At 56.9% G+C, this 24741-nt stretch carries 23 protein-coding genes and 1 tRNA gene; 9 read left to right on the plus strand and 15 right to left on the minus strand.

Features of this window, described 5'->3' with window-relative positions; translation table 11 throughout:
- Positions 1-17 precede the first annotated feature (17 nt).
- The 3 genes from A7K61_RS33400 to A7K61_RS00250 all read right to left on the minus strand — a co-directional run bounded on the left by A7K61_RS33400 (position 18) and on the right by A7K61_RS00250 (position 1513).
- Positions 18-140 (minus strand): hypothetical protein, encoded by a 123-nt coding sequence (locus A7K61_RS33400; RefSeq protein ID WP_256557685.1) that lies wholly within the window; start codon positions 138-140, stop codon positions 18-20.
- A 117-nt stretch (positions 141-257) separates the two neighbouring features.
- Positions 258-1127 (minus strand): ImmA/IrrE family metallo-endopeptidase, encoded by an 870-nt coding sequence (locus A7K61_RS00245; RefSeq protein WP_069556682.1) that lies wholly within the window; start codon positions 1125-1127, stop codon positions 258-260.
- A gap of 14 nt (positions 1128-1141) precedes the next feature.
- The gene (locus A7K61_RS00250; RefSeq protein WP_069556683.1) at positions 1142-1513 is read right to left on the minus strand and encodes a helix-turn-helix transcriptional regulator; all 372 of its coding nucleotides are present in this window, start codon (positions 1511-1513) and stop codon (positions 1142-1144) included.
- Between the two features lie 212 nt (positions 1514-1725).
- Between A7K61_RS00250 and A7K61_RS00255 the strand changes: the two genes are divergently transcribed.
- The 4 genes from A7K61_RS00255 (at position 1726) to A7K61_RS00270 (ending at position 7027) form a co-directional block, all read left to right on the plus strand.
- Positions 1726-2475, plus strand: coding sequence for a multiubiquitin domain-containing protein (locus tag A7K61_RS00255; protein ID WP_069556684.1), 750 nt, complete (start codon positions 1726-1728; stop codon positions 2473-2475).
- Positions 2450-3637, plus strand: coding sequence for a ThiF family adenylyltransferase (locus A7K61_RS00260; protein WP_069556685.1), 1188 nt, complete (start codon positions 2450-2452; stop codon positions 3635-3637). Before A7K61_RS00255 ends, A7K61_RS00260 begins: the two co-directional genes overlap by 26 nt.
- Positions 3634-4074: a DUF6527 family protein gene (locus tag A7K61_RS00265; RefSeq protein WP_069556686.1), complete on the plus strand. Its 441-nt coding sequence runs from the start codon at positions 3634-3636 to the stop codon at positions 4072-4074. Before A7K61_RS00260 ends, A7K61_RS00265 begins: the two co-directional genes overlap by 4 nt.
- Positions 4075-4858: 784 nt before the next feature.
- Positions 4859-7027 carry a hypothetical protein gene (locus tag A7K61_RS00270; protein WP_069556687.1) on the plus strand — a complete coding sequence of 723 codons (2169 nt, stop codon included), beginning with the start codon at positions 4859-4861 and terminating at the stop codon, positions 7025-7027.
- A 567-nt stretch (positions 7028-7594) separates the two neighbouring features.
- Here the strand turns inward: A7K61_RS00270 and A7K61_RS00275 are convergent.
- Together A7K61_RS00275 and A7K61_RS00280 are read right to left on the minus strand one after the other, a co-directional pair.
- Complete coding sequence (locus A7K61_RS00275) at positions 7595-7870, minus strand: hypothetical protein (RefSeq protein WP_010567876.1); 276 nt, start codon at positions 7868-7870, stop codon at positions 7595-7597.
- On the minus strand, positions 7867-8847 hold the full coding sequence (locus A7K61_RS00280) for an integrase domain-containing protein (protein ID WP_069556688.1): 981 nt from the start codon (positions 8845-8847) through the stop codon (positions 7867-7869). The genes A7K61_RS00275 and A7K61_RS00280 overlap by 4 nt, the downstream gene beginning before the upstream one ends.
- 1110 nt (positions 8848-9957) lie before the next feature.
- Here A7K61_RS00280 and A7K61_RS00285 point away from each other — a divergent pair.
- Positions 9958-10305 carry a hypothetical protein gene (locus A7K61_RS00285; protein WP_063427819.1) on the plus strand — a complete coding sequence of 116 codons (348 nt, stop codon included), beginning with the start codon at positions 9958-9960 and terminating at the stop codon, positions 10303-10305.
- A gap of 34 nt (positions 10306-10339) precedes the next feature.
- Here A7K61_RS00285 and A7K61_RS00290 read toward each other — a convergent pair whose 3' ends face one another.
- The 7 genes from A7K61_RS00290 to A7K61_RS00320 form a co-directional block, all read right to left on the minus strand.
- Positions 10340-11659, minus strand: a complete 1320-nt coding sequence (locus A7K61_RS00290; protein ID WP_069556689.1) for an integrase arm-type DNA-binding domain-containing protein — start codon at positions 11657-11659, stop codon at positions 10340-10342.
- Positions 11660-11831: 172 nt separating this feature from the next.
- A tRNA-Thr gene (locus tag A7K61_RS00295) sits at positions 11832-11907 on the minus strand.
- Between the two features lie 489 nt (positions 11908-12396).
- On the minus strand, positions 12397-13584 hold the full coding sequence (locus tag A7K61_RS00300; protein ID WP_069556690.1) for a methyltransferase: 1188 nt from the start codon (positions 13582-13584) through the stop codon (positions 12397-12399).
- The gene (locus tag A7K61_RS00305; RefSeq protein ID WP_032803763.1) at positions 13565-14254 is read right to left on the minus strand and encodes an ABC transporter permease; all 690 of its coding nucleotides are present in this window, start codon (positions 14252-14254) and stop codon (positions 13565-13567) included. Before A7K61_RS00305 ends, A7K61_RS00300 begins: the two co-directional genes overlap by 20 nt.
- Positions 14255-14292: 38 nt before the next feature.
- A complete protein-coding gene (locus A7K61_RS00310; protein WP_044270592.1) occupies positions 14293-14988 on the minus strand; it encodes an ABC transporter permease in 696 nt (231 codons plus the stop codon).
- Positions 14989-15062: 74 nt separating this feature from the next.
- Positions 15063-15824, minus strand: coding sequence for a transporter substrate-binding domain-containing protein (locus A7K61_RS00315; protein WP_047712361.1), 762 nt, complete (start codon positions 15822-15824; stop codon positions 15063-15065).
- Positions 15825-15837: 13 nt separating this feature from the next.
- A complete protein-coding gene (locus tag A7K61_RS00320; RefSeq protein ID WP_044270596.1) occupies positions 15838-16611 on the minus strand; it encodes an ABC transporter ATP-binding protein in 774 nt (257 codons plus the stop codon).
- 555 nt (positions 16612-17166) lie between these two features.
- Here A7K61_RS00320 and gabP point away from each other — a divergent pair.
- Positions 17167-18558 (plus strand): GABA permease, encoded by a 1392-nt coding sequence (gabP, locus tag A7K61_RS00325; protein WP_003187762.1) that lies wholly within the window; start codon positions 17167-17169, stop codon positions 18556-18558.
- Positions 18559-18678: 120 nt separating this feature from the next.
- On the opposite strand, the gene A7K61_RS00330 is transcribed toward gabP, so the two are convergent.
- Positions 18679-19092, minus strand: coding sequence for a hypothetical protein (locus tag A7K61_RS00330; protein ID WP_047712362.1), 414 nt, complete (start codon positions 19090-19092; stop codon positions 18679-18681).
- A gap of 158 nt (positions 19093-19250) precedes the next feature.
- Between A7K61_RS00330 and A7K61_RS00335 the strand changes: the two genes are divergently transcribed.
- The gene (locus A7K61_RS00335; RefSeq protein ID WP_047712363.1) at positions 19251-20216 is read left to right on the plus strand and encodes an arsenic resistance protein; all 966 of its coding nucleotides are present in this window, start codon (positions 19251-19253) and stop codon (positions 20214-20216) included.
- 87 nt (positions 20217-20303) lie between these two features.
- Positions 20304-21911, plus strand: coding sequence for a glycosyltransferase family 39 protein (locus A7K61_RS00340; RefSeq protein ID WP_069556691.1), 1608 nt, complete (start codon positions 20304-20306; stop codon positions 21909-21911).
- Between the two features lie 36 nt (positions 21912-21947).
- Here A7K61_RS00340 and A7K61_RS00345 read toward each other — a convergent pair whose 3' ends face one another.
- Together A7K61_RS00345 and A7K61_RS00350 are read right to left on the minus strand one after the other, a co-directional pair.
- Positions 21948-22619: a hypothetical protein gene (locus tag A7K61_RS00345; protein ID WP_044270606.1), complete on the minus strand. Its 672-nt coding sequence runs from the start codon at positions 22617-22619 to the stop codon at positions 21948-21950.
- A 163-nt stretch (positions 22620-22782) separates the two neighbouring features.
- On the minus strand, positions 22783-23721 hold the full coding sequence (locus A7K61_RS00350; protein WP_044270607.1) for a LysR family transcriptional regulator: 939 nt from the start codon (positions 23719-23721) through the stop codon (positions 22783-22785).
- A gap of 101 nt (positions 23722-23822) precedes the next feature.
- On the opposite strand from A7K61_RS00350, the gene A7K61_RS00355 reads away from it, so the two are divergent.
- The gene (locus A7K61_RS00355; protein WP_044270608.1) at positions 23823-24719 is read left to right on the plus strand and encodes a DMT family transporter; all 897 of its coding nucleotides are present in this window, start codon (positions 23823-23825) and stop codon (positions 24717-24719) included.
- Positions 24720-24741: the final 22 nt, after the last annotated feature.

The following is a 24741-nucleotide window of genomic DNA, read 5'->3' on the forward strand; positions in this document are numbered from 1 at the left end:
AGCCAAACTAGGAGCGATTAGTCGGTGAGATTGATCGAACAACGGGTCGGTTTCAACGAGGCGTTGGTGTATTTCTCGGACTCGATGATCCAGTTCATTTCGCTACGCCCGAAGAACTCGCCAGATGAGCTGGGAACCATCGTTCACTATCGAACGCCGGGCTCAGGCCAGATCGCGTTGTACAAGCATACTTGCGATATCAGTTTGGAGCTTGTGAGCGCTAGCTGCTCACCCTCTGTTAGATGCCGGGGTAGCGGTTAGTAGCGGGGCTTCGACCACCCAGGATAGCCATCGAGCTCCTCCAGCAAACCACCGTTGTCATCGGCGGCACGATAGCCTGCTGAAGCCGGGCGCTGTTCAAGCTCATCGAAAATGATGATGGACTGGGTCTGTTTGGTCGGTGCGTAATAAGTTGCTTGCTCATAGCAGGCGAACCGCCTAGCGTCATCACTATTACTCCAATCCAGACCTTCCGTATCTGCTTCATGAAGCCCGCTGACACCCGACTTCAATGCCTTGGCGGCAGCGGAGCTTTTAGGAAGGACGACGTTTTTGCTGATCCATACTCTTGATGCCTTGAGTGCCTTAGAAACGATGGAGTATTTGATGATGCCGTCTTCGGTCACCACGAATGCCAAGTGATCATTGGAAGCTTGGGCAAACCTGGAGGCAATGCAGGAGCGGGAAGCCTGGAACTGCTCAGCCAGTTCGGTCAGGTGCTCCAGCGTAAAGTCCTTCTGTTCCGCGAGCGGTTGGATCAATTGCCATGGCACCAAGCATTCTGCAGCAAAGATGTCGCACAGAATTTCCTCGGGAGGGCGCCCGGTGAAGCGCTCTAGTTCGTCAGAAGGCACCTTCTCATGTTTGGACGGTTGGTCGAGCACATGGTGTGCAATCTCATGGAGAATTGTGAAGCGTTGCCTCACTACGCTGTCCTGCTGGTTTACGCAAATGTACTTCTTCTCGCGCCGTATGAGCGTGAAGCCTGCCTCACCCTCATCGAGCTCTTTCCGGGAGATTTGGAAGCCCAATGACTGCGCCAATGCCTCAACATCAACTGGCGCCGTTGTGACGTTGGCGTCTTTTAGCAGCTTGCGGGCCAATAAAACCGCAGTGGTTTCGTCCATGAAAATCTCCGTTCCTACATCTGTTGAATGAGCTCGATCCGCTTTATCCAGGCTTCTTTGGTATCTGGGCGTTCGCCCCGGAAGCTCATGGTGGCGACATCCTCGAAGTCTTCCCAAGGGATGTCCTTGCGCTCGAGCATTAGGAGATACAGCGCGTTCTCTATCGTCACGGACTTGGCCAGTAACCGAAACACGTCACTCTCTCGGTCGTCGAGCTCGAGTGCATGGCTCAGGCGGACGACGACATCCTCTGACGGAGCCGCCCGATCTCCCTTCTCCAGCCTCCAGATGTAGGCGTGATCAAGATCACCTGCGCGCTTCTCCAAGTCACGGAAACTCAGCTCTTTTCGTTCACGCATGCTCGCGATGAACCCGGCCAAATCCATTATTTTCTCCAACCTATTGCAATGCCCATTGGGGCGGGAGTAGGCTGTTGTCTAGCTAGGCAACAGCTCGCGATTCATGATCCATGATAAGCGGGTTTTTTTTGAAGTCTACTGTTGTCTGGCTAGGCAACGACCATCGGGGTCGTTTTTTAGAGCCATAGTGTTGTCTGGACAGGCAACGGCTCATCTGGTTCAAATGCGAGGATTTATCCATGACACAGTTGAACGACTTAGAGATTGAAGACGTTGCCGCCGCCCTCGCCGCAGGTCGCCAGGTGCGTGACCATGGCCCCTACAAAATCCAGATTGGGAACGAAAATCTGGAGTACCGGCCTCTCGTAATTACTGACCCCGTTCCAACCGGGCGGCAGGTGCTGGAGGAGGCCGGCTTCCGTCCGGTCGACGAATACCTGCTGTATCAACTTCTCACTAACGGCCATCTAGATCTACTCAGCCCGGGAGACACGACAGATCTGCGTCTGGCTGGTATTGAGAAATTTTTAGCTTTCAAAAGCGACCGCTCCTATCGCTTCTACATCGATGGCCAAGCTCAGGACTGGGGGGCTCAGCGGATCTCTGGGCGTACTCTCAAGCAACTCGCCGGCGTTGACGCGCAGAAGTACGACATCTTCCTGGTGGTACCGGGCGATGACGATCAGCTGATCGAAGACCGTGACTTGTTCGACCTGGCACGTCCGGGTGTGGAGCACTTTGCTGCGGTTGAAATCAACATCAAGGTCTTCGTCAATACGCAGCCAGTGTTCGTGCACTCCCACACTCTGTCGTACTGGGAGGTAGTGCACTTGGCCTACCCGGATGCGCAGCCAGGCCCCAATTCCCACTTCACCGTGACCTATGCCAAAGGCCACGAAGGCAACTCGCTCACGAACCTAGTTGATGGCCAACACGTCCGTATCAAGAAGGGGATGCACTTCAATGTCACACCAACTGATAAGTCGTAGTCCTCATCTCCTGAGTCTGCGCAACGAAGGGTACAACCTAGACACCAAGGAAGGTTATCTCCTGGTTCGGGACATCCCCTACGTGAACGCTGAGCGTCAGGTGTGCAAAGGCGTGTTGGTAATGGCGCTCAACCTGGTTGCCGATGTTGCGGGCAAGCCGAGCGACCACACGGCACATTTCATTGGTGACCGCCCTTGCAGTTCGCAAGGGCGTCCCCTCGAAGAGATCATCAACAACAGCAACCCGAATACGCTACTGCCGGGTTTGGTTGTGAACCACTACTTCTCGGCCAAGCTGCGAGGTAGTGACTACGCCGATTATTACCAGAAGGTCTCGATCTACGTCTCGATGCTGGCCGGCCAAGCCCAGGCAATAGACCCAAGCGTAACTGCTAAAACTTTCGCTCCCATCCGGTCGGAGACGGAAGACACTGTGTTCGCCTATACGGATACGGCGTCACCACGCGCAGGTATCGCGATGCCCACACAGAATTTCAAAGGGCTGAAAATTGCGATTGTAGGGTTGGGGGGCACCGGTGCTTACATTCTGGATCAAGTCGCGAAAACGCCAGTGGCAGAGATTCACCTTTACGATGGCGATCTGCTCCAGCAGCACAACGCGTTTCGCTACCCAGGCGCTGTCCCGTTCGCCACATTGGAGCGGGGCCTGAAAAAGGTGGAGTATCTCTACGAGGTATACAGCCAGATGCATCGTGGGATCACTCAACACCCGTTGATGATCACCGCAGAGAACGTGGGTGAGCTCCGGCAATTTGATTACGTGTTTCTTTGTGTGGACAACACCCCCGCGCGAGCTCTAGTCGTCCGGGAACTCAATGGAACCTGTACGTCACTGCTTGATGTGGGCATGGGAGTACATCTGGTCAATGATACTCATCAAGTCTGGGGCACCTGTCGGGTGACGGCTCTAACGCTGACTCACCATGACCATGCTGCCCGTACGATGCCGTTGACCGAGAATGATGCAGAGGATGCTTATCGCTCGAACATTCAGATCGCTGATCTGAATGCGCTCAATGCGGTTCTCGCAGTGGGCATGTGGAAGCGGCTTTGTGGTTTCTATGTCGATCAATGTAAAGCAGGCCACGTCACTTACTCGACCAACCTCAACGAGATGGGCAACAGCGAGGGTGAGTCATGAAGGTAAAGCATTTGGCACCGCAGTTTGTGGAAAGCTTCCCAGGTAAGCTGGAGCCAGGAGAGCTCTATCTCGCTATGGAGTTCGCTACCGCTGCTCACCTGTGCGCCTGTGGTTGCGGAACCAAGGTGATCACACCTTTTTCCCCAACCGATTGGCAAATGTCATTCGACGGGGAAAACGTTTCTCTCAAGCCCTCTGTGGGCAATTGGACGTTTCCTTGCCGCTCGCACTACTGGGTGCGCTCGGGTCGTATCGAGTGGGCAGGGGACATGTCTCAGGAAGCGATCAACGCCGGGCGTAAGAGAGACGCGGAAGCTAAGGTACGCCTTCAGGTTGCCAGGCCAGGCGGCGAGATTCATCAACCTGTGCCGACATTACAGTCAGAACGCCCAGAGCTCTCCCTGTTCGGGAAACTGAGGAAATGGCTGGGGTTGTAATAGCCAGCTTGGCTTCTCACGTTCCACTGTACTGTGGAGAAAGAGGAAGGGCCCGTGCTAGGGAGGGCCCTAATTCTTCGATTGAAGAGACCTCCCCCTCGACTGAATCCCCCTCTCCTTGCACCGTTAGGGTGCTCAGATTTGTCGAAAATTACACTTTAAGTGTACGACAGCCATATGCCATACTGGATCCATCCAATGCCTCCTGCTCAGGTTAGATCGCCTCCGTGTGTGGAGGTTTCGGCGTTTCTGTGCCGGTAAGGTAAGGCGGGCCAAGCAAGATCTGCGTGAGCAGATCGCCCTTGTGGGCACTGCTCGTTACCACCTCTGGAACTGTTTTTTCATGAACCTTGGAGATTTCGCTCGGTCTGAACTACAGTCCTATTGCCGCTTGTCGGCTGGTGAGATGGTTGCTTGTAGTGAGAGATGGCGAGGATTGATAATCCGCGCCTCCTTGGTGAGCGTCTCGAGTACCACGCGAGCTTCGATTGTTCGAAGTCTGTGGTCGCGCATTGGGTACTACTTGTTTTAGGTGGAACCTGTATTTTAGAGGATAGAGCGATGACTCTTGAGCGTCTGATTGAAGAAGCACGCACTCGCAATGGCACGCATGCAGAGAGCCTACGGGCTGCGCGTGAGCGTATGGTTAACACCAACAAGCGTCTGGCTCCTCATTTCACGGCTCAAGAAGTGACTCCGGCTCTGCTGGCCAAGACCTGTAGCCTCTGATAAATCTCTTCATATAAAAGCAGCCTGATGGGCTGCTTTTTTTTGCGCGATCACAATGACCCCATACCTCATTACCAGCTTCGAGGAAGCGACGCTGGCAGCGTTGATCCATGAGCCGTTTGCCTACGACCACGCTGACATCTTCGAAAAGCGCCAGATCAAGTACATCTACAACTACCTCAAGTCGTTCATGCCGGAGCTCCCGGAAGACAAGAAGACTGTCGGTAGCATTTTGCTTGAGCATCAGTACATAGACCGAGACTTCCTAGAAGATTACTCGCGTTTCTACTTGGGGCGTTTCGGCAACGATGGTTATAAGTGCGCTAGGTTGCATTTCTTCAACTGCGACCTGACGCACAAGCAGCTCGACGCGCTGCTGGTAGGGGACTCGGATGTGGTTTTTGCAGACGAGCCAGAATTGAAGCTGACTCTGGAGTCCCTGCAGAAACATTACCTCGGTTTCATGGTGATCAAGCCACTAACGCGAACATTCGTGGGTAAAACCTGCCTGCGGGTAAGTGGTGACAGAGGGCCGGGCAAGAAGAAAATTGACAAGCGCTACGAGGTTAACCTCTTCGGCCTGAAGCTCACCGTCGACTCAATCGCCTTCCAAGAGCAGGACAAGGTTGTTGCTGCATGCGCTACCACTGCGATTTGGATGGCCCTTCATGGCCTGCCAAGCCGAGGGGGCAAAGACATCAAGTCGTGCAGTGAGATCACCACCGCTGCTTTGAATTTTGTGGACGGATCAACCAACGGTTTCCCAAACAAAGAGCTTAGCAATAAGCAGATTCAGCGAACGTTGGATGTCGAAGGTCTGCGTTACCACAACAGTAACCTGCAGAAATCCAGCCAAGAATTTTTCCAGGAATACTTGGCCGCGCACATCGACAGCGACTTGCCAGTAATTTTGACGGGTACCGTGTTTGGCCTGAAACCCGACGAATCCGGAGAGTTTGTCAAAGCTGGGCATGCCATCACCGCCCTCGGTTACGATTTCCGAGATGGCAATAAATGGGTCTATGTCCATGATGACCGCCTTGGGCCATACGCTCGTGCTCAAATGGTTATGCTTAAAGACATCCTTAAAGAGAACACGCCTGAGGGGATGGAGGAGCGCTGGGGCTTGGCGATGTCGATTCGAGAGCCTGATGCCTCGACATGGGTCGAACCGCACGAAGTGATCGTGCCTGACATCTCCATCATTCCAGCCGATAGAAAGACTCGGTTGCCTTTCATCTACGCTCATGGCACGGCAATTCGGATCGCCGAGCAGATCGACGGCTTCCTGGTATCAGAGGTATGCCCTCTGATTAAGGTCAAGGCGCCCAAGGTTAGCTTTCACATAAAACTGGCCTCGATTGCCGAAGCCCGTGATGATGTGCGAACGCATGTGACTCATCGCAAGCCGGGCGACCGCTTGGGCGAATGGGAGTTAGATGAGTCCTTGATCGTTCGCTGGAGAGAAGACAAGCTCGCGTTCTTAAACGGCCATCTTGCCCGCCTGCAATGGCAGATCGACTTTTTCTGGGATGGCGAGCCTGCGTTTCGTGTATTGCTCGACGCTACGGATATTCCATTGGGCAACGCCGTTTCGGGCATTTATATACATGATCCGATCTACGCTGATGCCATGCTTGGAGGATTCAAGGGCCTGGAGCTAAAGGTTGGGGGGCTCGACGATCAACACTTTTTCTCTGCCTTCACTCGAGCGCTCAAGCGCCGCCGGGATGACTATGAAAGCCACCTCAACAGCATGTATGGAACGTTGAGAGCGCCTAACCATATTAAAAATAACGAAGTTTCACGGGACGGCAAGGGTACCAATCCGACCGCGAAGCGATTTTGGGATCCCCAACAGATACCCCTCAGTGAAATTCATGAGGCGTACAAAGATGTGGCTGAAGACCCAAGCTTCACGCGAAAGCTTATTTGGGCGATTGGCAAGGATGGTGTGCTATTTCTCGCCGAAGACATTCCTAAGCCGGCTGAGCTAGGGCACCCGAGCATGACGGGGATGCAGGCTGCACGAATTGCAGGAGAGATACGTCGCATCAAAGACGGCTGGGTTGTCAATTTCTTCTCTGGCCGATACAGCAGTGACTACTCTGCGGCTGAGAAGACTCAGTATCTTGCGAATGCTCTGCTGAAGATCCGATCACTGTTTCCTCGCGATACGTTTGAAGCGTTTTACCCAGACGCTCCCGCTCCCAAGGTGGAGTGATGGTTTCATTAGGGGAGGGCTATGTCCTTCCCCCTAATGACACGGGGGCGACATGCTTCCGTAGTCTAGGCTGGCAAGGCACCCCACTCGCGGGAAGCCACAGTCACTTTGCGATTAGCACCGACACATCCTTCTGGACGACTCCTACGGAGCCGCACGCTGGTTCCAGGATTTTGTACTCCGCCAGCAAGACAGCGATCAGTACCCGTTCGACATTGGTCAGCATTGGTGTAGCTTCGACAGCTACCATCGCCAAATCTATTCGGAGCTCAGAGCGTGGGTGTGGGAGCACGGCCTGGATTCAACGTTCAATGAGGTAGCCGAGATCATAATCGCCAGGCGGCGAGAGGCTGCCCAAGTGGCGGCGGTGTCATGCGAGAGCACCTTCGCCGCTCTGATCAAGCCCGGGCACTACTGGACGCACTGGTCTTATGATGCATAAGACATGCATGGTATGTCCCAAGATGAGCTGCATCGAGATGGTGTAGCCCCGCACGTCTTGGTGTGCGCACGATAGCCGCTTATGGCCGATTGCTGTCGGCCGTGACTATCAAGACCAGGTCCGATTCAGAGATTGAAAATCCATGATGTTTCTAAGCGTCGAGCGAGCAGCCGGATCGTCAGCAGGTAGTAATACCGCGCCGCCTCACTGCGCTGGCTCATGCGATGTTCGAGAAACCAAGCCACATGCTTTCTCTGCCAAGCCCAAGGCGTCTCTCGCTGCCAACGCTTTGCAATTTCCGTTTGGATTAGCTTCGCCTGACGTAAATGACGTTGCCGGGTCGCATGCGATCCGGTCAGCACGCCAGCCAAGAACAGTTCCATATCGAATGACTTACTCATGTGTGTCTCCCAATGTAGGCGCCGACCACATCGATCCGACCGTGCCCGAGCTCATAGCTGATTTGCCTCCGTGCCTCACGATCAAGGCACCGATCTACCAGGCTACATTTACCTCCGTTGATTGGTGCGCGATGCTGGGTGATCTGCTCATAGCGTTCGCACGCGTACGCCGCCCGGAGCTCATGAAAGCCTTTGAGGTTGGATGCATGAAGAATGTCACGTGCAGGTCGGACGACTTCCTGCAGAACATTCAAATAATTTTCGCTTGGCGCAATCAGGTTGCGACTACCTGCGGGCGATACCTGCTGTGCAAACTCAAGCGCGCCTCGAATGCGCTCGTCCACCGTAATCCAACGGGGTGCTGATGCTCCGGTGCGGCCGCCTTTGGTGCCGTCCTGAATGTTGATCTTGTCTAAGTCTTTAGCTTGACGACTTAGTCGTGGCAGGTCAGCCAAGATGGCCTCACGCAAGCGCATGCCGGTGGATCGTGCCAATAGAATGATCGCTGCTGACCGTACTTGATGATGTCTGCAAAGCGCATCGACAATCTGCTTAACCTGTTCGCGATCTTGGCCCTGCGGCACCGAGTGACGAATCCCAGTGCGCTGCATACCTAATGTCTTGCTCGGACTCGGCACTTTCACGTACTGATCACCGCGAAGCGCTGCCATGGTCCGGTTGACGCTGGACAATCGATTTTGTGCGGTGGCGATCACGAGGTCGCCGCGCTCGACCAAGTGACGCAGATGCGCCGCGTAATCCGACAAGATCTGCCGATCTATCTGCCGCGCATCGTTGAGTCCTGGTCCGTCGTCTGAGCGACACCAGCGCACAAAAGCCTGCCAGCGATCACTGTGCGCTTTAACGGTCACGTAGTGCCCGCCGCCGAACATGTCTTTCAGCGCTTGCGGCCCGGCATAGCTCAGTTGCCGACCATACCCAAAATTGCGGCCATCTCGCCTGCCCACCAGTGCCATGATCGAACTCCTCTTGAAGCCAAAACTTTTAAAACCTTCCCCACGTCATCCCGCCAAGAATGTTGAGTGTTATCAGGGATCAAGGCCCCTGCGACCTGTGAGGGTTGTCCACTAACGCGGGACTGGCGGCTCTTTACGACCGGGAGCTTGGGCATCTCATGACCTGGCCTCCTGAACACCTCTGAAGAAGTGGGCGGGTGGAGGCTGCACTGGCTGACGAGACCAATGCCGCGAGATCCTGAGTCGGATGAAGGCAGTGAAGCGATGACCGGGGCGTGCCTGACTGTCAGTCAGGTGCAGTCCATTCCGTGGGCTGCGGCACCATCATCTGCATCGCTGTTGCTGGTGATTTCGGTGTTTGTCACGCCGATTGTCACGAGGGGGAATGCCGCAAAGCCTTGTACGAGTTGGGCTGCAGCAGCGGTAGGAGCGCCCGTCTCTTTCCGGAAGAAAGAGACGGGCGCAGGTTGGCGCAGTGAAATGGCCAAGCGGATAGGTTGCTGCAGAGCAGCTGGGTAGGGTGATGTATTTGCCGCAATGGCAATGATATGAAGTTGGCATCCATCACTCGGTGAGTGACCGTGCGAGCCGCCGGACGCTAATCGCACTTTGGGAGAACCACCACGGTGTGGCGTAGCCTTAAAGGTTCTGGCTACCTGGGTTGCTGTCAACGACAGCGCTTTGCCCGATCTTTTCTACGCCTGTGGATAATTCGGGTCAAGACTCCAATTTTCGGGAGGTCTGCGGCTGTGGATGAAATTATCCACCGGTGGAAATCTGTGGTTTTCTACAGACAGTTGCGTGGGCTTTAGATTTTTTAAGTGAGGTCCATCCAAACAGGGCGGCTTTGCAGCCCTGTTTGGATGGACCCGCGTGGACAAGCGGATCACTGAGATATGAAGACCGAACGCTTACTTGCTTGCGCCACGTTTTACTTTTAGGCGAGTGACGTTAGCTCCGGTCTGGTTCGCGAATTCGTGTGGAGTGACATGCTTCTGTCGATTTGCGGGAGAAATGCGCCTGCTTCGGGTGGAAACGGTCAAGGAGAGTTCTTAATCTGTGACTGGATGACATGGTGATCGGCACTGTGATCTCAAAAGGAGCATATCAATGAGACCGAATTTCTTTCTGGACGATGAAGATGAAGCCATCGCCAAGAGCTATTTCAAGAAAGTGAATAGCATTGGTTTTGTTTGTGTTGGTTTGGCGTTGACCATAATCACGATGCCTCATCCTGAGCGCGCTGCATGGTTTGTCTTCGCGGTAGCGATCGCCTATGCGTTTAGCCACGGTGATGCTTACCGGAAGATTGTTGCCAGTTACTTGTTGCGTCATAAAGGGTTCGGCGGTGGTATTCGCTTGGTGTTGAAAGTAGCTCTCTTCTTGCTGGGTACAAGTCTGTTGTCGGGAATTGGGCTTCAGATCTTGACCCCTGAGGTCTTAGGCATCTTCCCATAGCGGGATTGCCTCAGGGATCTAAGGGCGGACGGACTCAATCAATGATCCGCTTCACCTTCATCCGAGTTACATTCGCCCCAATCTGGTTGGCGAACTCATGCGGAGTGACATGCTCTTCACGGTTCGCCTCTAGGTACCGGCTCCACCAGTTCATGATCAGCCTGCGCTCCTCGATGAACTCGGCCTTGTGGATGTAAGCGGCGCGGACGTTGTTGCGTTCCTTGTGGCTCATCTGCCTTTCAATGGCGGTCTCTGACCACAGTCCTGACTCGATCAATGCGCTGCAGGCCATCGAACGAAATCCATGCCCGCAGATATCGGTTTTGGTGTCATATCCCATCGTCCGTAACGCATTGTTCACGGTATTTTCGGACATGGGTTTCCAGGGCTTGGCATCGCCTGCAAACACCAGGTCGAATTTACCGGTGAGAGCGTGGATCTGTTCAAGCAAGGCCACAGCTTGCGGCGATAAGGGTACTAAATGGATATCCCCTGCCATCTTCGTACCCCTTGTGGAAAAGGGTACTCCCTCCAACGCGGGTCGAGTGTCCGGTATCTCCCAGGTGCCGCGCTTGAGGTCGAACTCGCTCCAGCGGGCGAAACGCAGTTCGCTGGATCGTACAAACACATGCAGCGATAGCATCACCGTCAGGCGGGTAAGTGCGCGGCCTTTATAGGTGTCGATCCGCTCCTGTAGTTCAGGCAGTCGCGATAAGGGTAGAGCGGGGCGATGTACCACCCGCGGGGCTTTGATCGAGCCTTCGAGGTCGTAAGCAGGGTTTGCGGTGATAAGCCGGAGGCGTTTTGCCTCGCGCATGATGCTCTGCAGGTAGTTTTGTACCCTTAAAGCTACGTCTATCGTTCCGCGCTTCTTGATCGCTTCCAAGGGCTGCATGAGGTCATGGGTGTCGAGGTCGACAATGGCGCGGGCGCCGATCAGCGGGAACACGTGGGTTTTGAGGCGGCTCATCACAGTCTTGGAATGGCCTGGTGCCCACTTGGCCGACATTTCCGTATGCCAGTCGAGCGCAACGCTTTCAAAGGTTCTGCCTTTGATTACGGCTTCGGCCTTGGCTTGGTGCTTGGTCTCTATGGGATCAACGCCATCCGCCAGCATTCGCTTAACTTCCAAGCGCTTGCGGCGCGCATCGGCGAGGCCAATGACGGGGTAGTTGCCGAACGAGGTCAGTCCTTCGCGTCCGTCAGGTTTGACGTAACGGAGCCGCCAGCCTTTGCGGCCATTGGGTTGGACTAAGAGGTAGAGGCCATCGCCGTCGAAAAGCTTGTAGGCGCGGTCTGTAGGTTTTGCCAAGCGGCAAGCTGCGTCGGAGAGCGGAGCTGTGGTGCGCGACATAAGGGTACTCCCTTTTATCGAAGTGACCTGTATCCCAAACTCTACCCTTAAAACGGTTGGAATCCAGCAGTTTCTGACGGAAACCGATGGAACGCCAAAACGAAAAAACCCGCCAGAAGGCGGGTTTTTCGGGGGTTCCAGAGATTTTGAAAGCCTTCTCTGGAACCTTGGATGGTGCCGGCACCAGGAGTCGAACCCGGGACCTACTGATTACAAGTCAGTTGCTCTACCAACTGAGCTATACCGGCGTGTTAGGGCGACGATTATAGCGATTGGAAAGGTTCTGTAAACCCCTGAATTCTGACTATTTTTGCAAAATCGGAAGTTTCTCTCGATTAGGGCGTTTTCCCTGTGTTTTCACAGGTTGAAAAGGACTTGCATAGTTCGGGTCCAGCTCCAGGCAGCAGACGAACGCCGATAGGTTCAAGCATCGCTTGGGCAGACCTCCCTCCTAACCTGATACTCGTTGCCGAACACGCCAAAACAGCGCGCATAAGGCGCCCGTTATGCGCGTGGCGCCAGATGCTTATGCACAATCGGTTGGTAATAGCTGTCACGAAACAGCCATTTTGTGCAGCAGTTTTCAACACGCTGCAACTGCCTGTTTTGTGTGCACTTTATTTTGTGAACAAAAAATGACCAGATTGGCTTTTGGTGTGAAGGGCCGGTATCTACGGCCTCTGTAAAGAATTCATCAACAGAGTTATCCACAGGTCGCGTGTAGGATTTTTTGCCCTTTATTGGCGCTCGGCCAGTACCATCAAGTTGCGAGGAGTCAACGACGGTTCGCAGAAGCTGCCTACCTCGACGTTGTAGCCCTGGTCCACCATAAACAGCGCCCGATCCAGCACCAACCACAGTTCCAATGGACGTCGAAACAAGCCTCTCACGAGTTCCAGGTTGCGCACCTCGGCCAGGCGCTGCCAGCCGTGGGCTTCCAGGGCCTGCCAGTCCTGTTCGCCTGTGGATAAGCCCTTGAGGCTTGCCAGTTCCTGGCAATAGTCGGCAAAGGGTTTATCTAGCCAACTGGCGGGCAGGGAGGGTGTTGGCAGGTAGTCGTCGCAGCCACGCAGTTGACGTTGCAGTTGGTCAAAGCCCAAGCGTCGGGCCATGGAGGTGTCTCGTTGTTGGCGTACGCGGTTGCCGGCGGTGACGGTTTCGCTCAGGGGCAGGCCGAGGTCGTCAATCGACAGTTGTAGCAGGGAGGCGCGCCCGGCGGCGGAGAGGGCCTGATAACTGTCGGCGGTGATGCGGTTGTAGCAGCAGGGCGCCAGGGCCAGTTGTTTGCAACCGACGGCGCTGGCCAGTTGCAGCAGGCGCACGTGCAAGTCGCCGCAGGCATGCAGGGCGACGGGGGTGTGTTCAGGCTGGATCGCTACATCCGCCATCACGTCTTGGAGATGATGGGTTGCGGGCAGGCCGTGGCGATCACTCAAGGCTTGGCCGGAGGCGATCAGGGCGGGGTCGTATTCCAGGCAGGTCAGATGTTGGCCGGGTTGCAGCAGGCGGCGGCCTAGGTGGCCTTTGCCGGCGCACCAGTCCAGCCAGTGGGCAGGCGTTTGGGTAAAGGTCAGCGCGGCGCCGAAGGCTTCGATCTGTTGCCATTTGCGCCCGGGCACGTCGACATTCAGGCGATGGCGAGCGGGTTCAAGGGTGTGTGTGGGCAACTTATCCACAGTGCCGAGGCGCAGCGCGTGAGCGGCCAGCTGTGGAAAAGGGGCGGGCGCGGGCAGGTGGTGAGGTTGGTTGTGACTGGCTTCGGCCTCGGCCAATGAACGCTGGCGCAGCCATTGGGATAACGCAGGGTGCTCGGTTTCCCAGGGCAACTGTAACTGGGTAAAGGGCCGTGGTCGCCACAGCCCTTGGTGTTCAGTCAGGAATGCATCCAGCTCCTGGAAGCGTGCCTCAACGTCCTTGGCACGCATCGACGCGCAGCCATTTTTCCAGCAGTTTGAAGCCGCGCACCAGCACGTAGGCCATCAGCAGGTAGAACAGCCCGGCGGCGAAGAAGATCTCGACCGGCAGGTAGGTGCGGGCAATGATGGTGCGCGCCATGCCGGTCAGTTCCAGCAGGGTCACGGTGCTGGCCAGGGCGCTGGCCTTGAGCATCAGGATCACTTCGTTGCTGTAGGCCGGCAGGCCGATGCGCGAGGCGCGGGGCAGGATGATGTAGAACAGCGTCTTGGGCTTGGACATGCCCAGGGCGCGCGCCGCTTCGATTTCGCCAGGCGGTATGGCCTGGATCGCGCCGCGCAGGATCTCGGCAATGTAGGCGGCGGTGTGCAGGGTCATGGTGGCTGTGGCGCACCAGAACGGGTCTCGCAGGTACGGCCACATGAAGCTGTTGCGCACGGCATCGAACTGCGCCAGGCCGTAATACACCAAAAACAACTGCACCAGCAGCGGTGTGCCACGGAAGAAGAAAATATAGCCATAGGGCAGGGCGCTCACGTACCAGCGGCGCGAAGAGCGGGCGATGCCCAGTGGGATCGCCAGCAGCAGGCCGGCGATCACGGCGATTGCCACCAGCTCCAGGGTCAGTGTGGCGCCCTGGGCCAACTTCGGCAGCCACTTGATGATCACGGCCCAGTTCAGGCCCAGGTCAAAGTGCGATAACCAACTGTAGTCGCCGCTCATTGGGTGCTCCTTGCAAAGCCGCGGGCGGCGCGTTTTTCCAGAAAGTGCATGCTGGTCATCGCCAGTACGGTCAGGCCCAGGTACATGAATGCGGCGACCATGAAGAAGGTGAACGGTTGCTTGGTCACGGTCACGCCGATCTGCGCGTGGCGCATGATTTCTTCCAGGCCGATCACCGACACCAGCGCGGTGTCTTTCATCAGGATCATGAACAGGTTGCCCAGGCCCGGTAGGGCGATACGCCACATCTGCGGCATGATCAGCCGGGTGAAAATCCGAAACTTCGACAGCCCCAACGCCACGCCGGCTTCGCGGTGGCCCTTGGGAATGGCGAGGATCGCGCCGCGGAACACTTCGGTGGCGTAGGCGCCGAAGCACAGGCCCAGGGCGATGACGCCGGCGGCAAAGGCACTCAGCGACAGGTCGGGGTTGCCGAAGAACTCACCGAGCGCACGCATCAGGTTGACGGTGCCGAAGTAAATCAGCAGCACCCACAGCAGCTCGGGAATACCGCGAACGATGGTCGAATACGCGCCGCCCAGCCATTGCAGTGGCTTGTACGGGGAAGTCTTGGCCAAGGCGCCGGCAAGGCCGAGCAGCAGCCCCAGGCACAGGGCCGTGAGCGCCAGTTTGACGGTCATCAGCGCGCCGGCGGCGAGGGCCGGGCCGAATCCGTAGAGATCGAAATTCATGGTGTTTTCATATCGCGGCAGGCATTGCTAAAAGCCGACGCGCTCACAAAAGCGCGTCGGGCAGGCCGTTCAGATCATTCGATGCTGAACGGGAAGTACTTGTCGTTGATCTTTTTGTAGGTGCCGTCTGCCTTGATCTCTGCCAGGGCTTTGTTCAGGCGCTCGCGCAGCGGGTCGCCCTTGCGTACGGCGATACCGATCTTGTCGCTTTCTACAACAGGTTCACCTTTGAATTCATATTTGGAGCCGGCTTCGCTTTTGAGCCACTCATACTGCACGTACTTATCCGCCAGGATGCCATCGACACGGCCGGAGGTCAGGTCGAGGTAGGCGTTTTCCTGGGTGTCGTACAGGGTGATCTTGACGTTGTAGTCGTCTTCCATATTGCGGTCGTCCAGCCAGGTACCGGCCAGGGTTGCGCGTTGGGCACCGATGGTCTTGCCGCCGAGATAAGCTTTATCGGTCTTGAAGTCGGTGGTCTTGGGCGCAATGAACTGCAGCTTGTTGGAGTAGTACGGGTCGGTGAAGTCCACTGCCTGCTTGCGTTCGTCGGTGATCGACAGCGAGGACACCAGGAAGTCGAACTTCTTGGCGTTCAGGGCCGGGATGATGCCGTCCCAGTCGGACACATACACTTCGCACTTCTCGACTTTCATCTTGGCGCACAGGGCGTCGCCGATGTCTTTGTCGAAGCCGACAACGTTGCCGCTGGCGTCTTTATTGTTGAATGGCGGGTAGGCCGCTTCGATCCCCATCTTCAAGGTTTCTGCCATGGCTGTGGCGCTGAACGCCATCGAGACGGCCGCGGCCAGAAGGAATTTTTTATAGTTCTGCATGCATGTTGCTCCGTTAGCGGTTGCTGGACATGAATTGTTTGCAGCGCGCCGAAAGCGGGTTTTCAAATACCTGCTGTGGCGATCCTTGCTCCTCGACCAGGCCCTGGTGCAAAAACACCACTTCGCTGGATACCTGACGGGCGAAGCCCATTTCGTGGGTGACCAGCAACATGGTGCGGCCTTCTTCGGCCAGTGCGCGGATCACATTAAGTACTTCCTGGACCATTTCCGGGTCAAGCGCAGAAGTCGGCTCGTCGAACAGAATGACCTTGGGCTGCATCGCCAGGGTACGCGCAATCGCCGCGCGTTGTTGTTGGCCGCCAGAGAGCTGGGCAGGGTAGGCGTGGCGCTTGTCGGCGATCCCAACCTTGGCCAGCAGGGCCTCGGCCACTTCTATTGCTTCGGCCTTGCTCTGGCCGAGCACGCGGCGAGGGGCCTCGATGATGTTGTCGAGGATGGTCATGTGCGGCCATAGGTTAAAGTTTTGAAACACAAATCCGATTTCGCTGCGCAGGCGGTTGATCTGCTTGCCGTCGGCTGCCATCAGTTCGCCGTTTTTCGCGGCCTTGAGCTTGAGTTCTTCGCCGGCCACCAGGATCTGGCCCTGATGCGGGTTTTCCAGCAGGTTGATGCAGCGCAGGAAGGTGGACTTGCCGGAACCGGAGGAACCCAGGATCGAGATCACATCGCCGTCGCGAGCGGTCAGCGAGATACCTTTGAGTACCTCAAGCTCACCATAGCGTTTATGCAAGTTGCGGATTTCAAGCGCGGGCGTGGCCTGGGCCATGTGCGGTCCTCATTGTGTTCGTTGCGATCTTCGCTGTTGGGCCGCCTTCCTGGCGAGGCGCCAAGCTAGCATAGCGTTTGGACGACAGCCAACAGCGCTGCGGACGGTTAACCGGTGGCCTGCGGCAGGGTGTCGCATCGGCGCAGCAGTGTGTCGCGCCATCAACAACCTACAGACGTTTGACCCGGAAAGATCCACAGGCTTCGCGTAAAAAAGGGCGCGATGGTGCCAGCTTTGGCCGGGTGTTGGAAGGGTTAACCCGGCAAACGGTCCATATCAGCCCGCTTATGGGGCGTCACGTACTTTTTGTGTGTGTTTTTGGTGCGTCGGTGCGCCGTGAATGTGAGTCGCACGGTAACGCTATAGCGGAATGCCATTGTTCTCAATGACTTGCGATGGGTGGTGAATTGTCCTACAGCCCCCGTCAACTGTGGCTCTGAAATATTTTGGCGCAAATCTTGCGTAAAAAATAAAGAACGCCCTGTTGGATTCTTTTCACGAGAAAGGCTACAAGCCGGGCGAACCGTTTTCGCAATTCCTCGCAAAGGTGTGTCAATGAGTAGTACGCAAAGCTCCAATGACCTCGAACAGGGGCTCAAACCGCGTCACGTCACCATGCTGTCGATTGCCGGTGTCATCGGCGCCGGTTTGTTTGTCGGCTCCGGCCATGCGATCGCTGCTGCCGGCCCGGCTGTACTGTTGGCTTATGCAGCCGCCGGCACGCTGGTGGTCTTGGTGATGCGCATGCTGGCCGAGATGGCCGTTGCGTCACCGGATACCGGTTCGTTCTCTACCTATGCCGACCGGGCCATCGGCCACTGGGCCGGTTTCACCATCGGCTGGCTGTACTGGTGGTTCTGGGTGCTGGTGATTCCGCTGGAAGCCAACGCGGCGGCGACCATCCTGCACGCCTGGTTCCCCGACGTGGCGATCTGGGTGTTCACCCTGGTGATTACCTTGTTGCTCACCGCAACCAACCTGTTCAGCGTGAAAAACTACGGTGAATTCGAGTTCTGGTTTGCATTGATCAAGGTCGTTGCGATCGTCGGCTTTGTGATCCTCGGCCTCGCCGCGATCTTCGGCTTCTTGCCTACCAGCCAGGTCAGCGGTGTTTCGCACCTGTTCGATACCCAAGGGTTCATGCCCAACGGCATGGGCGCGGTATTGGCAGCGATCCTGACCACTATGTTCTCGTTCATGGGCACCGAAATTGTCACCATCGCCGCCGCCGAATCGAAGAACCCAGGCCAGCAAATCACCAAGGCCACCAATTCGGTGATCTGGCGGATTGGTTTGTTCTACCTGTTGTCGATCTTCATCGTGGTATCCCTGGTGCCTTGGAACGATCCGACCCTGGCGGCCGTAGGTTCCTACCAGACTGTGCTGGAACGCATGGGCATTCCGAACGCCAAGCTGATTGTCGACCTGGTGGTGCTGGTTGCCGTGACCAGCTGCCTCAACTCGGCGCTGTACACCGCGTCGCGCATGCTGTTCTCCCTGGGCCGTCGCGGTGACGCACCGGCCGTGGCCAAGCGTACCAACAAGAGCGGCACGCCTTACTGGGCGGTGTTGCTGTCTACCGGTGCTGCGTTCCTGGCGGTATTCGCTAACTACGTCGCCCCGGCGGCGGTGTTCGAATTCCTGCTGGCCAGCTCTGGCGCCATCGCGTTGTTGGTGTACCTGGTGATTGCCGTGTCGCAGCTGCGCATGCGCCAGAAGCGTACGGCGGCGGGCGAGAAGATCGTCTTCAAGATGTGGCTGTTCCCAGGCCTGACGTACGCGGTAATGGTGTTTATCGTCGGTACGTTGACCATCATGCTGTTCCAGGAAGCGCACCGGGTCGAGATCATCGCCACCGGGGTTCTGAGCTTGCTGGTGGTCTTGGCGGGGTTGGTGGTGGCGAGCCGTCGCAAGGCCCAAAGAGTGGGGGCTGCGGCGCTTAACTGATACGCCGCTATTCAAACTGTGGGAGCGGGCTTGCTCGCGAATGCGCTAGACCAGTCAATAAATTGAGTGACTGTCAGAATGCATTCGCGAGCAAGCCCGCTCCCACATTTTTGTTTGGTGTTAGTCGGGGGCGTTGGCCAGCGCCTGGGACGCCGCCACGTAATCGGCTTGGAACTGCGGCGACTCAATCCACGCCAGCGCGGCGGCTTCGTCATCGCTGTCCGTCGCCCACTGCCGATACTCGATCAGCGCCGCCAGGATAAAGTCGGTCGCTTCCTCTTCGCCTTCCTGCTCCAGCACCAACGCCAGCAACGGGTGGGCCAGGAACACCGCACACAGGGCCTGCTGGCTGATCTCGCCGGCGGTACGCATTTCGACGAACAGTTCAGTCAAATCCACCGACTCAAGGTCGATGCGGCTGTCGTCGCCCGCGAACGCATCTGGCTTGGGCGCCACGGCGCGCTGGGTGCGGTTTTGCTTGGCCTTGGCTTTTGCCCGATGGGCGCGTTTTTGCTGCTTGTTTGGCGAGGCCATGGGCTCGACGTCCTTGGGGTTTGGGTCTAGAGGGTGTATTGAAGCGCAGGTTGGGGCAAATCCCAAGGGTTTCTCGGGCGGCACCGATTGCTGTAATGCTCGACCTTCTCTGCGCGAGTACTTAGGCTGACAGTCTATTGACCCACCAGAGCCCGCCCATGACCCGCGACACCCTGGAACACCATCAGGTCCCGATCTACTTCGTTGCCGTCTTTTTGGCCGTCACGTTTGGCCTGCTCTGGCCCTTGTCGGCGCAGGGCCTCAGCCTTTGGGTGACACCTGCCATCGCCGTGCTGATGTATGCGATGTTTTTGCAAATTCCCTTTCTTGAGCTGCGCCAAGCCGTGGGCAATAAGCGTTTCATGGCGGCCTTGCTGTTGGCCAATTTCATCCTGGTGCCCTTGCTGGTTTGGGGGTTGACCCGTGGCCTGGTGGAGCGCCCGGCGTTGCTGGTGGGCGCTCTGCTGGTGTTGCTGACGCCCTGTATCGACTATGTGGTGGTGTTTACCCATATCGGCAAGGGCGATTCGCGGTCGATGCTGGCGGCAACACCGCTGCTGCTGTTGCTGCAACTGCTGTTGTTGCCGGTCTACCTGGGGCTGATGTTGGGCGAGCAATCCAGCGGGGTGGTGGCGGCGGGGCCGTTTGTCGAAGCGTTCGTGGGGCTGATTGTGGTGCCGATGCTTCTGGCGGTTGTGACCAGCGCTTTCGCGCGGCGGTCGAGCGCCATTAGCCTTTGGAACAGCGCCTGGGCCTGGTTGCCGGTGCCAGCGATGGCCTTGGTGTTGTTTGTAGTGCTGGCTTCGCACATCACGGCAGTGGTGCGGGATATCAATGTGTTACTGCCAGTCATTCCGGTCTACGTGGCCTTTGTGTTGCTGGCGCCGTTGATGGGCATTGTGGCTGCGCGGCTTTTCGCACTGCCAGCGTTGACGGCGCGGGCGGTGACCTTCAGTGCGTCGACCCGTAACTCGCTGGTGGTTTTGCCATTGGCGCTGGCCCTGCCGGAGGATGTGCGCGGCTTGGCCGCAACGGTGGTGATCCTGCAGACCCTGATCGAACTGGTTGCCGAATTGCTCTACGTTCGCCTGATCCCGGCAGTGGTGTGGCCCACCAGCCGGTAACTGCGTGAATGTTCAGGTCTGTTCAGGCGCCATTCAGGGGCGCGTTCGGCACCATACGCCAGCGCTTCCCACCTGACAGGTCACCCGATGGATCACCGCAACCGTTTTCGCCTGGAGTCACTGGGTCTTTTCCTGGTCGCTCTCTTGTTATTCACAGTGGGCATCTGGGATCAGCAGCCCCAGGGTTTTGACGGGCGTTGGGCGCTGTTCATGCAGGAAATGTATCGCCATGGCGCGAGTCTTTTCCCCACCACCTACGGCCAGCCCTATGCGGATTACCCCGGCACCGCGACCTTCTTCAGTTATCTATTCGCCCGCTTGTTTGACGCGCCGAACCACTTGGCGAATGTGCTGCCCACGGCGCTCGCGTCGGCGGGGGTGATCGCGCTGATGTACCGCCTGCTGGCGCCCTACAGCCGTGCCTGGGCGCTGCTGACGGTGTTACTGACTCTGCTCACCGCCCAGTTGCTCGAAAAGTCGCGCTCGGTGTGCCTGGATCAGATGGTTGCATTGTTATGCGTGGGCAGTTTCTACCTGCTGCACACCGGCGAGCGCCTCGGGTCGCGGCTGAGGCAACTGGCGGTGTTCCCGCTGTTCGTCCTGGGTTTCGCCATACGTGGGCCGCTGGGGTTGATTGAAGTCTGCGCGGTGGTGTGTGTGTATTGGGCGTTGGGCAAGCCGGGGGAGCGTGTCCGGCAGGTGCTGAGCCACGGCGTTGTCGGCCTGGTGCTGCTCGCAGCGTGCTGGTGGCTTCTGATGAAGCTTGCGCGGTTCAGTGGTGGCGCTGCGTTTGCCTATGAGGTCTTCAGGATGCAAGTCGGTGGGCGTCTGGATGAGTCGGGTGAGCCGTTTTACTTTTACTTCCAACTGAGCTTGTACCGCTACTTCCCGGTGGTACCCCTGGCATTTGCGAGCCTGTTTGCGTTGCGCCATCGCTGGCCCGAGCGTTGGGCCAATGAGCACCTGCAATTGCTGGTGCGGTTCGGGGGCTGCGGCTTGATGATTCTGCTCGGCCTGTCGGTACCGCATTTCAAGCGCGCTTATTACATCCTGCCGATGGTGCCGATGTTTGCGGCTGTCGCTGCCTATGGGCTGCTTCACGCGCAAGGCTGGCTGGTGGGCGTGCGCCGTTGCTATGAATGGCTGGTCGCGGCGCTGCCGACGTTGTGCGTGGTGGTGTTGTTTGTGTGCCGACACGCCTGGCACAAGCAGGGCTACTGGCCGCAGATTTCCTTGCCGTTGATGATCGGCGTGCTGGTGGTGCTGCAAGCCGCAGCGTTGATTGCCTGGCAGCGAGCATGGCGGTTGGTGTGGCTCAGTCTGATCGCGCTGTTGGCGCAATGGCTGTTGCTGGTGACGGTGATAGAACCGGCCAAGGACCTGCAATTCGACACCCGGCGGTTTGTCAGCCAGGTGGAGGCGTTGCGCGAGGCTCAGCCGGGCCCTTTGGTGTTTGTCGACCTGGCGCGGGACACCTGGGCTGTGCGCTACATGATGAACCTGGATCACGATGAACAGCCGCTGTTTGTCGGGCGTCACGAGCTTGAGAAGCTGGCGGCGCTGCCCCGGCCTTCCTGGGTGATTGTGTCGCGCAAGGAGACTGCGCTGTTGAAGGGGTCGCCGGTGGAGCACCTGGCGCCGAGCTATCAAGGGCGCTTGAATGACAACCCGTTGATGGTGTTTTTGCTCAAGTAAGGAGGCCCTTGAGCCAAGGGCCTGCCGAGCAGCTGATTACTTGCAACGAAAGCTTTCAGGCATCGTGACCGTGTAATTGCGCTGCACACGGTCCTGGAAATTCAGGTTCTGCAAACCCTGCTGTACCAGAAAGGCTTCGACCTTGGCGGCTTGGCAATCGTCGTTATAGGACGACGCCCGTAGCAGGTAGACCGCGCGCCTGCTCGCTTCATCGCGAGCGGTGACCCGGAAGGTGGTAAGCGTGGTGTAGCCGGTGCGCTCCGAAGTTCCTACCGGGCCGTAGGAGGTGTTTGGGGTGCTAGTGCAGGTCAGTTGGTCGGTCTTTTTCTTGTTCTTCTTGCATTGGGTGGTGGTGCTGTTTGCCACTTGCCCGTATTCGGTGGCGGTGTAGCGATAAGTCACCTGCTTGCTATCGACATCCAGGGTGACGGTCATTTTGATCGGCGCGTGGTTCTTGGGCAGCGTGGTATCGGTAAAGACATTGCCAAAGCCCTGGTCCTGCATGGCGCGGACCATGTCGCGCAGGTAGTAGCGGGCATTGAGCGAGTTTTCATCGCTGCCGCCCGTGGAGGTCACCAACACGGTTGCCTGTCGGTCAAATTGATAATCGGGATCAGGCGTCGCGTTGATTGCTACGTCCAACTGCGTGGCACACCCACTGAGCAGGGCGGTCAGTATGAATAGGGTGCAAAGCAAGAAGCGGGTCATGAAAAAACCTTACAACTGAGAATTGGGTAAAGGCTGAACGATTGAACCCAGTGAAAAATAACCAGCACGGAGGATAAAAGCCTGATGGCTTTCCTCTGCCAATCGCAGGCACTAGGCCACTAAGGATACAGGGCAGCGGTCCTGGTGGTCATGGCGCCCGTGGTTATTCCGCCTTCTGGGGGGCTGGCAACCATCCACCACCGTCTTCGAATTTCTCGATCAGGAAGTCCACAAAGACCCGCAACTTGGGCACGGCAAACTTGCTCGGCAAGAAAATCGCATGAATGCTGTCGCCGAACGTACCCTCTGCAATGTACTTGGGCAAAATCACGCTAAGGCTGCCCTTGCGCAAATCGTCGGCGATGGAGAACGTGGGCAGCAAGCCTATGCCCACACCTTCCATCACGGCCTGCCTCACCGACTCACTGCTGTTGACACAGAAACGCCCTGATACGCGCACTTCGGTCACTTCGCCGTCGCGAAGAAAACGCCAGGATGCTTCCCGCGCCAGGCCATTGATCAAGCAGTTATGTGCGGCCAAATCACCGAGAGTGGCGATGGGGGAGTGGCTGCTTAAATAACCGGGTGTTGCACATAACACGTAATCGAGTTTGGCCAAGCGTCGCGCTATAAAACTGTCCACGGGCGTACTGGTCAGGCGTATCGCAATATCGAACCCCTCTTCGACAATATCCACATAGCGGTCGCTCAAGGAGAGCGTGACGCTGATATCGGGGTAGGCGTTGAGGAATTGCCCAACCAGGTTGCTCAAGTGGAGATTGCCAAAGGCAACCGATGTGGTGACCCGCAGGTGGCCTCGGGGCGCTGATTGCAAGCTCTCGACCGAGTTGAGTAAGGCGCCGGTTTCCTCGGTAATCCGAACACCGTGCTGATAGGCAAGTTCTCCCGCTTCTGTGAGCGCCAGGCTTCGCGTGGTGCGGTTTAACAACTTGGCCCCGAGCGTTTCCTCAAGCCTGCGCATTTGTTTGCTGACGGTTGAGGTGGTCGAACCGAAGAAACGGGCCGCTTTGGAGAAACTTTTCAGTTCGACAACTTTAACGAAAACAAAGACATCCGAAATATTATCTGAGAAAGATTCCATTGTTTCTCCAGAGGACACAGGCTTGTTCTTTTTGGCCGTATTGTGCGCAGCGGGTGGGTTAAATACTTTGAATTCTCTAGCGGTTAAACCTTGGAGGATTCATGAAAGCCCTGACCAGAAGTTTCAATATTGCCCTGCCCGCCACTCTACTGCCTTTGCTCTTCATCGTCATGTGGAGTTCCGGTTATGTCGTTGGCAAAGTGGCACTCCCCTTTGTGGGGCCCTACACCCTGATCTTCATTCGCTTTGCCAGTGCCGCGCTGATCCTGCTGGGCGTGGCGCTTGCGACTAAAGCCCCGTGGCCGAAAACCCGCGCTCAGTTCGGCCATCTGGTGGTGGTGGGCATCTTGATCCAGGCGCTTCAGTTTGCTGGCCTGTACATGGGGCTGGATCTGGGCGTGTCGGCTGCTGTGGCCGCGCTGATTGTTGGCACGATGCCGGTGTTTACCGCGTTGGGCGCCACTCGGTTTCTTAACGAAAAAGTCAGTCGTGTCGAGTGGCTCGGCTTGGTGGGCGGATTGTTCGGTGTCGCCCTGGTGGTCTATGAACAGCTCGGTGTAAGTGCAACGGCGAGCCTGACAGGTTACTTGTGCGTAGTGCTGGCACTGGTTGGCATCACGGCCGGCAGCCTGTATCAGAAGAAATACTGCACCGGCATGGACTTACGCACGGGTGGTTTTATCCAGTTGGCCACGGCCTCTTTCGTGATGTTCTTTCTCGCCGACCACTTTGAAAATCTAGCGGTTCAGTGGACCCCAACAATGATCTTCGCGTCCGGTTGGTTGTCACTGGTCAACTCTATTGGCGCTATCAGCATCCTCTACATCCTCATGCGCAAAGGTGAGGCGAGCAAAGTAGCAGGCCTGTTCCATCTTATTCCCGCAGTAACAGCCTTAATGGGCTTTGTATTCCTCGGTGAATCGTTCAGTGCAATTAACGCTGTAGGTTTTGCGATTACCGCACTGGCTGTTTATGCGTGCACCCATGTCAAGAAGTGAGCTCAACGTTTAACCACCCCTA

Origin of the sequence: Pseudomonas sp. AP42 (genome assembly GCF_001728935.1) — a bacterium.
Taxonomy (GTDB): Bacteria; Pseudomonadota; Gammaproteobacteria; order Pseudomonadales; family Pseudomonadaceae; genus Aquipseudomonas; species Aquipseudomonas lactis.